This window comes from Shewanella sp. 11B5, assembly GCF_002836795.1.
Taxonomy (GTDB): domain Bacteria; phylum Pseudomonadota; class Gammaproteobacteria; order Enterobacterales; family Shewanellaceae; genus Shewanella; species Shewanella frigidimarina.
Genome location: NZ_PJAP01000256.1, coordinates 1 through 8,858, shown reverse-complemented (window position 1 = coordinate 8,858; position 8,858 = coordinate 1). Strand labels below are relative to the sequence as shown.

Here is an 8,858-nt window from a genome sequence, read left to right as displayed (position 1 = left end):
GGTCAATGGCGTATTGCGTAATATTCAGCGTCAAGATAGCGAATTAAATACTGACTCAGACACGCTACGCTTTAATACTCCAGCTTGGTTTATTAAGCGTTTACAACAAGCGTATCCAGATAACTGGCAAGACATTATTGAGCAGAGCCACCAGCGTCCGCCAATGTGGCTACGTAATAATCAGCAATCACAGACATGTGATGCTTATTTAGCGGCACTAGCCCAACATGATATTTCAGCCCAAGCCGGTTCAAGCCCAAATGCTATATTGCTCGAAAGCGCAAAAGATGTCGCTGCATTACCCGACTTTATGGAAGGCGCAGCATCGGTCCAAGATGGCGCGGCACAATGGGCAGCCACCTTACTTGCACCTGCGGCAGACGAACTTGTTTTAGACGCTTGCGCCGCGCCTGGTGGCAAAAGTTGCCATTTACTAGAGCTTGCTCCCACTATCAATTTAGTCGCTGTCGACTTTGATCAAAAACGCCTTGCTCGGGTACAACAAAATCTGGACAGGTTGCATTTAAAAGCGCAACTTATTCACGGCGATGCGACAGATATTCCATCATGGTGGCAAGGACAACAATTTGATCGAATCTTGCTTGATGCACCTTGTTCTGCAACTGGGGTAATTCGCCGTCATCCAGACATAAAATGGTTACGTAAAAATAGCGATATTGAAGAGTTAGCCAACCTACAAAAACAGATATTGGATCATTGTTGGCAATGGCTTAAACCGGGTGGCACTTTATTATATGCAACCTGCTCTATTTTACCGCAGGAAAACAGCCAACAAGTTGAACAGTTTCTAGCACGGACAGCCGATGCGAGTTTAGTACCGATAGAGCAACAAGCTCATATCAGTGATATCGGTTGGCAAATTTTGCCAGGACAAGACAATATGGACGGCTTTTATTACGCGCGCCTAGTTAAAGCAATTTAAGGATGTACCTCAAGCCATGAAAATTATTATTTTAGGGGCTGGGCAAGTAGGCGGCACGTTAGCTGAAAACTTAGTCGGTGAAAATAACGACATCACACTCGTCGACAGTGATCGCGCTCGGCTAAGGCTATTACAAGACAAGTTTGACCTACGTGTTGTTGTCGGTCATGGCGCTCATCCGAGTGTATTAAAAGAAGCTGGTGCAGAAGATGCTGACATGCTCATTGCGGTAACCAATAGCGATGAATGTAACATGGCAGCTTGTCAAATTGCTTACAGCTTATTTGGTACACCAACTAAAATTGCTCGTATTCGCTCAGAAGCTTATTTAGAACTTCAAGATAAACTGTTTATCAATAGTGAAATTAAAAGCGGTGACGCTAAGCCTCGTGGCGGTTTTATTATTGATGAGCTGATTGCACCTGAGCAGTTAGTGACTGCTTACATACAAAGATTAGTAGAATACCCAGGTGCACTGCAAGTACTTGAATTTGCTAAAGGTAAGCTAAGTCTTGTTGCGGTTAAAGCTTATTATGGCGGCCCATTAGTGGGTAACGCATTAGCCACATTACGTGAGCACATGCCCAATATTGATACCCGCGTTGCCGCTATTTTTAGGCAAGGCCGGCCTATCATGCCGCGCGGCACGACCATTATTGAAGCCGATGATGAGGTGTTTTTCGTCGCCGATAGTCGTCATATTCGTGCAGTAATGAGTGAGATGCAAAAACTGGATAATTCGTACCGCAATATCATGATTGCGGGTGGCGGTAATATTGGTTTTGGTCTTGCGCAAAAGTTGCAACGTACTCATTCGGTTAAGTTAATTGAACACCGTCAAGAACGCGCGGAGTTACTTTCAGAAAAACTGGAAAAAACCACCGTGTTTTGTGGCGATGCTTCAGACCAAGAATTACTGTTGGAAGAAAATATCGATCAAACCGATGTGTTTATCGCTGTCACCAATGATGACGAAGCCAATATTATGTCTGCCCTACTTGCTAAACGCATGGGGGCGAAAAAGGTCATGGTACTTATTCAACGTGAAGCCTATGTTGATATTGTGCAAGAAGCTAACATTGATATAGCCATATCTCCTCAGCAAGCCACCATTTCAGCGTTACTGACTCATATTCGCCAAGGTGATATATGTAATGTTTACTCATTACGCCGTGGTGCAGCAGAAGCCATTGAAGCGATTGCCCATGGAGACTCAAGCACGTCAAAAGTTGTCGGTAAACAGATTGGCAACATCAAACTACCGCCAGGCACAACTATTGGTGCCATTGTACGTAATGATGAAGTGTTAATGGGCCATGACAAAACGGTAATCGAACAGGGTGACCATGTTATTTTATTCTTAGTGAATAAGAAGTTCATCGGTGACGTAGAGAAACTGTTTCAACCAAGTGCTTTTTTCTTTTAAGTTCTTATGTTTAACGTCAAACAAATCATTTTCATCCTCGGTATTTTTCTCTCAATACTGACAGGATTTATGTTAGTTCCAATGGCTTTCGCACTATTTTATGGCGAAGAAACCATCGGTGACTTTATGATGTCCGGTTTATTTACCGGCTTTATTGCTATTTTGTGCATTCAAAATGGTCGCAACCATCATTTTAGTCTTAACATTCGCGATATGTTTATGTTGACCAGTATCACTTGGTTTGTCGTGAGCTTATTCGCCGCACTGCCCTTCACGCTTTATCACGGTATTAATTATACTGACGCATTTTTTGAAACGATGTCAGGCATAACCACTACCGGTTCAACAGTATTATCCGGTTTAGACAGTATGGACCATAGTATCTTAGTCTGGCGTTCATTATTGCAATGGCTTGGCGGCATTGGTTTCATTGTAATGGCCGTGGCAATCCTGCCGTTTTTGAACGTGGGGGGAATGCGCTTATTTAGAACGGAATCATCAGACTGGAGCGACAAAACGATTCCTCGCACCCAGCACATGGCCAAACATTTATTTCTGATCTATGTCGCCTTAACACTACTGTGCACATTGTCCTATCACCTTGCTGGCATGCATTGGTTTGAAGCTATCAACCATGCCATGACCACATTATCAACAGGTGGATATTCCACTTCAGACAGCTCTATGGCGGCCTTTTCACACGAGGCACATTGGGTTGGTATTGTGTTTATGTTAGCGGGTGGATTACCGTTACTAATGTTTGTTCAAACCATACAACAACGCAGCTTACGCTTATGGAATGATCAACAAGTAAAAGGCTTTTTACGCTTTGTGTTACTGGTGTCATTCTCATTAGCCTTTTGGCTGTGGCAACACCAGCAAATAGACTTTATGGATGCTTTAAGACTCGCAAGCTTCAATGTTATTTCGGTCATCACGACAACCGGTTACGGACTAACCGATTATCAATCGTGGGGATCTGTTGCCAGTGTCGCATTTCTGTTTTTAATGTTTATAGGCAGTTGTTCAGGCTCAACATCTGGTGGCATAAAAATATTTCGTTTTCAAATAGCATTCTCAATTATGCGTCAGCAGATTAAACAGCAATTCCATCCAAATGGAGTCTTTAAAGACAAATACAATGGCCACCGGATTCAAGATGACATTGTCCGTTCAATAATGGCGTTTTTTATGCTGATGATCGTAGTGATATTATTACTGTCGATCACACTTGTACTGACCGGATTAGATCCAATGACTAGCTTTACCGGAGCAATAACCGCAGTGGCAAACGTAGGACCGGGCCTAGGTCCGATTATTGGTCCAGCAGGAAACTTTTCCTCACTTCCCGACGTCGCTAAGTGGGCTCTGGCAATAGGAATGTTATTAGGGCGTTTAGAAATACTGACTGTAGCAGTGTTGTTTCATCCTAAATTTTGGCGTTTTTAATATAGGCTGGATTATCGTCTTAAGATACGGCTGGGGTGATGGTTAACCTGTCACTGATGAGCCTTAGTTAACCATCTGTTGGGTATAATCACTACGCAGGTACGACGGTCGCTAACTTGGCAATATGATCAGCATAAACCTTCACATCATTCCAATCGGTATAATCAATAATTGCTGTTGGGTCGGTGGGGCCATCGGTCATTTTCATAATAAGGCGGATCATCAAGCTGTCATACCAAGGCCAAGAAGGATAATCGACTTTACCGGCAATAATTTTCACATCTTGCGGTTGCCACTCAGATAAAGTTAAAAACTTCTGTAGATATTTATTGTTTTCAGGAATGCGCTTTTCAGGATTACGAGCCACAACATTGACGCAAAAAAAACTATTTGGCAGTTGCGATAAATGCTGTTGATTTTCACGCACGAACTCAAACACCGATTTATGATACGAGCCATATAATACACAAGCCCCTAACGCAACTGCTTGGTATTTGGCCCATTCAATTGGCGCTTTATCTTGAAGATTAACGACATCACAATGATCGCCTTTAGATTGAATTTGTTCTGATATTGCACGGCTAATATGTGCCGTATGGCCACCTCGGGAATAATATAACACTAAAATATTGGCCATTTTTCGATTCTCATTATTGGATTATTTGCCTCAGTTTGGCAAAAAAAGCCTTTTTAAACCTCTGCAATGATCACAAATTAGAAATAGCTCATATATTTAATAGTTAAAATTGAGATCTCCATGATGCAGAAGTATGATAATGAACAAAATACAGAAAACCCAAACCAGATCGTAATTTAAGGTTATATAAGGACACTCATGAAGCAAGATATCGATGTCGCAACCATGCTTAATAATGCAGAAACGGCAGCACAATGGCTAAAAGCCATTGCGAATCCTTACCGCTTAATGATTTTATGTTTATTGTTAGAACAAGAATTAAGTGTCACTGAATTAAATGAGACCGTGCCACTGAGCCAATCAGCTTTGTCACAGCATTTAGCGGTACTGCGCACCCAAGATTTGGTCAACACTCGTAAGAGCTCACAAGTGGTTTACTACACGCTTAAAAATGAGCAAGTCACCGAAGTGATCTCGATACTACATCGACGCTATTGTGCCTAACAACTGTTTGACTGAACAACTACTGTGACTAAACAACATTAAGATTTAAACAACATAGATGCTTAAGTCACATAGAGTAAACGGCGTTTTCAATAAGGCATATTGGGCACGCTATTGTGTATGAATTATTTTTGCGCTGCTATTTGTTTAGCGTAGTCATCTACTTTGCCCCAGTCAGTAAACTCAAACGTACCCTGAGTATCTGTCGGTCCCTTGGTCATCCACATGATAAATCGGATCATAAACTTATCGAAAAATCGGTAACGAGGGTAGTCAATTTTACCGGCAAAAACACCTAATAACTGAGGTTTCCAGGCTGATAAATTTGAAAACTTCTGCATATATGGATTAGTTTCAGGGGTGTTTTTTTCAGGCTTTCTTGCCACAACGTTTACGCTAAAAAAACTATTGTGCTTAGTGTCTAGTAGGACTTTGTGTTGCTCAACAAACTTGAATAATTCAGGTCGATGTTTGCCATATCGAATACTGGCACCAATCACCACTTTATCAACACTAGCTAAATCATCAGCCTCGACCTCAGCTAGGTTAACCACGCTAACTTGCTCACCCTGCTCAACTAATATTTGCTTAATTTTCTGACAAATTGCCAGTGTTTGCCCATCAACCGTTGAATATAAAATTACAGTATTTAACATTAATTCTTCCAAAATGTGGGGGTAAATAGCACCAATAAGGTGAACACTTCTAATCGGCCAAATAGCATTGCCATCACCAGTACCCACTTAGCACCGTCTGAAATACTGGAATAATTTGATGCTACATCACCCAAACCAGGGCCTAAGTTATTTAAACTGGCTGCCGTTGCACTAAATGCGGTAATGGCGTCCATATCCATTGCCATTAAAATCACCATACACACCACAAACACTAAAGCATAAGCAGAGAAGAATCCCCATACCGCATCAATAATTCTGTCGGGTAAGGCCGTCGAGCCAATTCTAATGGAATACATAGCTTTAGGATGAACAAGTCGCTTCAGCTCACGCGACCCTTGTAGCACCAATAGAATTAAACGAATCACCTTCATGCCGCCGCCAGTCGAGCCAGCACAACCACCAATAAAGCTTGAGAATATTAATAGAATAGGTAAAAACAGCGGCCAGGAATGAAAGCTTTCTGTGCCAAAACCCGCCGTTGTTGAAATCGATACTACTTGAAAGAAGGCGTAATCGAGTGTTTTCTCTGGGGAGTCGTAAATTCCAGACTGATACAAGGTAGCAAAACAAATTGCGGTCAATACCAGCTGCACCGCAATAAGCACCTTAAATTCTGCATCTTTTAAATATACTTTGACGTTAATGCCACGGCGAGTAAATGCAGCAAAGTGTAAGCTAAAATTGACTGCCGCAATCAACAAGAAAAACGCACAAATCACGTTAATCAACGGGCTTTGAAAGTAACCAATACTGGCATCGTGAGTCGAAAAACCACCAATAGCAATAGTCGAAAATGAATGGCAAATAGCATCAAATGCATCCATACCGGCAAAGTAAAATGCCAATGCACAAGCGGTAGTAAGCAAGAAGTAAATATACCATAAGGCTTTGGCTGTTTCGGCTATACGGGGAGTAACCTTAGTGTCTTTAACCGGACCAGGCACTTCAGCTTTATACAGCTGCATACCACCAATACCCAACAGAGGTAAAATGGCCACAGCAAGTACGATGATACCCATGCCGCCCATCCACTGCAGTAAATGGCGATAGAACAATATTGACTTAGGCAAGTCATCTAGCCCAACAATCACGGTCGCTCCCGTGGTCGTTAAGGCCGAAAACGATTCAAAAAAACTGTCGGTCCAGCTTAAATCGGGGTTATTAGAAAAAATAAATGGCAGTGCCCCTATCGATCCAAGCACAGTCCAGAACAACACTACAATCAAGAATCCTTCTCGGGTGCGTAAATCGCCTTTTTGATGGCGGTTGGGATACCATAATAAAAAGCCCAGAAAAATACTGACAAAAAAGGCCTGAATAAATGCAGTACCACCACCATCTTTATATAAGATAGCCACTAATGCTGACGGCAGCATGGTGATTGAAAATAATCCCATCAGCAAACCGGTGATTCTAATAATTGTTTTATATTGCATTAAGGGTTCTGTTTAAGTTGTGCTGCGTCGAATTTAACAATTGAGTGACATTTTGGCATAAGTTCGTCATAGCACAAACTGTAAACTTTACTTGAAGCTGGCCCTGCGTCTGGGTAGCTAATGCTTGATTAAAAGCCTGATGGTGCGATTTAGCCAGTTCAAAATGTATTTCTACTTTGTCGGTAAACTCTTTATCCATTACCACGCCATCATATTGAGCAACCAAATACTCAACATCGGTGAGTTGAGCATAATGGCATACCAAGCGTGCAGGATACCTTAGATGCTTAACCTGAGTCTGTATTTGCGTTAATCCTTGCTTTATACCTGAGGTATAAGCACGTACTAAACCGCCCACACCCAACTTAGTACCACCAAAATAACGCACAACAATAACCCCTAGCTCACCAATTTTTGCGCCTTGTAAGCATGCTAGCATGGGTTTGCCAGCACTACCTGACGGTTCGCCATCATCGCTAGCGCCCATATCAATGGTATTTTCTGGGCTGCCAGCTACAAATGCGTAGCAGTAATGGTTGGCCCCAGGATATTGCTGCTTTATGTCAGTAAGCGCTAACTTCATATCATTAGGATGTGGGCAGTGAAATAACAAAGAGATAAAGCGGCTATGCTTTATCTCTTCTTCTATCAATACGTGAGCTTGTGGTATTAAATATGACTCAATCAACTAGACCAAACTCTCTCGTCATATTTTCTACTCGGTCTTGATGCACAATGACGTTATCTTCAATGCGAATCCCACCAAATGGACGCATCTCATCAACTGTAGTCCAATTAATAGCTTGCTTAGCTGTAGCAGATAACTGATTAAGTAAGGTATCGATAATATAAAGACCAGGCTCAATAGTCAGTACCTGATTTGCAGCCAATACTCTAGTGCAACGTAAAAATGGATGAGCCTCAGGTGCAGCAATATGGGTTCCGCGCTCATCATGGGAATAACCGCCCATATCATGAACTTGTAACCCCAACATATGCCCTAATCCATGTGGGAAAAAGGCACTTGTTACGCCTTGGGCAACTAACTGTTCAGCAGTGCCATTCGCCAAGCCAAAATCAATCAGTAATTGACCTATATGATGGTGTGTCGCGATGTGCAGGTCGACGTACTTAACCCCTGGCTTCATCTGCTCAATAATGGCTAATTGCACTTTATCCAATGCGACGATTAATTCGTAAAAACGATTTTTCTCGAATGAGTAAGTACGGGTAATATCTGCGGCATAGCCATGATAACTGGCCCCAGCATCAATCAAAAAAGATAAACGCTGCGCAGGCTTAACATGCTCTAAAGCGGTGTAATGTAAAATAGCGGCATTTTGATTTAATGCCACGATATTGCCGTAAGGCACTTCATTTTCGCCTTGGCCAATTTCGAGCAAATAACGTTGCTGAATTTCAAACTCACTAGCACCATCATAAAATGCATTTTTGGCAGCCAAATGCCCTTTTACCGCAATTTGGTTCGCTCGGCGCATGCACTCAAGTTCATACAGAGTTTTGTCAGCACGATGATAATGTAGATAGTTCATTACTGCATCAGGATTACGAGCCGAAAAACCCAATACATCAGCAACATCTAAGTGTTCACCAATATACGCCCACGCAGCTAAATCTTTAGGTAAAAAGTCAGCAACTCGATCTGGCTTGGTCAGTAACTGAATATCAAAATGCTCAGTCCAGAAGGATTGCGGTACATCATTTACTTTATGCCAAAAATCCACTGGGCGATAAAATATTAAAGTAGGCTTATCTTGGCCATTAG

Annotated in this window: 9 protein-coding genes; 4 read left to right on the top strand and 5 right to left on the bottom strand. The window is 42.1% G+C overall.

What is annotated here, in order from left to right; all coding sequences use genetic code 11:
* The 3 genes from rsmB to CXF78_RS03480 form a co-directional block, all read left to right on the top strand.
* Window positions 1-943, top strand: a 943-nt coding sequence (rsmB, locus tag CXF78_RS03490) for a 16S rRNA (cytosine(967)-C(5))-methyltransferase RsmB (RefSeq protein WP_102035984.1), incomplete at its 5' end; no start/stop codon positions are given.
* Between the two features lie 16 nt (window positions 944-959).
* Window positions 960-2,369, top strand: a complete 1,410-nt coding sequence (gene trkA, locus CXF78_RS03485) for a Trk system potassium transporter TrkA (protein ID WP_011635513.1) — start codon at window positions 960-962, stop codon at window positions 2,367-2,369.
* Window positions 2,370-2,375: 6 nt separating this feature from the next.
* Window positions 2,376-3,818, top strand: coding sequence for a TrkH family potassium uptake protein (locus tag CXF78_RS03480; protein ID WP_102035983.1), 1,443 nt, complete (start codon window positions 2,376-2,378; stop codon window positions 3,816-3,818).
* 91 nt (window positions 3,819-3,909) lie between these two features.
* Here CXF78_RS03480 and hemG (CXF78_RS03475) read toward each other — a convergent pair whose 3' ends face one another.
* A complete protein-coding gene (gene hemG / locus CXF78_RS03475) occupies window positions 3,910-4,455 on the bottom strand; it encodes a menaquinone-dependent protoporphyrinogen IX dehydrogenase (RefSeq protein ID WP_102035982.1) in 546 nt (181 codons plus the stop codon).
* Window positions 4,456-4,653: 198 nt separating this feature from the next.
* On the opposite strand from hemG (CXF78_RS03475), the gene CXF78_RS03470 reads away from it, so the two are divergent.
* Window positions 4,654-4,959, top strand: a complete 306-nt coding sequence (locus tag CXF78_RS03470; protein WP_011635510.1) for an ArsR/SmtB family transcription factor — start codon at window positions 4,654-4,656, stop codon at window positions 4,957-4,959.
* A 125-nt stretch (window positions 4,960-5,084) separates the two neighbouring features.
* Here the strand turns inward: CXF78_RS03470 and hemG (CXF78_RS03465) are convergent, their stop codons facing one another.
* From hemG (CXF78_RS03465) to pepQ, 4 genes are all read right to left on the bottom strand, one after another.
* Window positions 5,085-5,615, bottom strand: a complete 531-nt coding sequence (hemG, locus tag CXF78_RS03465; protein ID WP_011635509.1) for a menaquinone-dependent protoporphyrinogen IX dehydrogenase — start codon at window positions 5,613-5,615, stop codon at window positions 5,085-5,087.
* The gene (locus CXF78_RS03460) at window positions 5,615-7,072 is read right to left on the bottom strand and encodes a TrkH family potassium uptake protein (RefSeq protein ID WP_011635508.1); all 1,458 of its coding nucleotides are present in this window, start codon (window positions 7,070-7,072) and stop codon (window positions 5,615-5,617) included. The genes hemG (CXF78_RS03465) and CXF78_RS03460 overlap by 1 nt, the downstream gene beginning before the upstream one ends.
* A complete protein-coding gene (locus tag CXF78_RS03455) occupies window positions 7,062-7,760 on the bottom strand; it encodes a YigZ family protein (RefSeq protein ID WP_257984824.1) in 699 nt (232 codons plus the stop codon). The genes CXF78_RS03460 and CXF78_RS03455 overlap by 11 nt, the downstream gene beginning before the upstream one ends.
* The coding region (pepQ, locus tag CXF78_RS03450) for a Xaa-Pro dipeptidase (protein ID WP_102035981.1) at window positions 7,753-8,858 on the bottom strand (1,106 nt) is incomplete at its 5' end. The genes pepQ and CXF78_RS03455, both read right to left, overlap by 8 nt.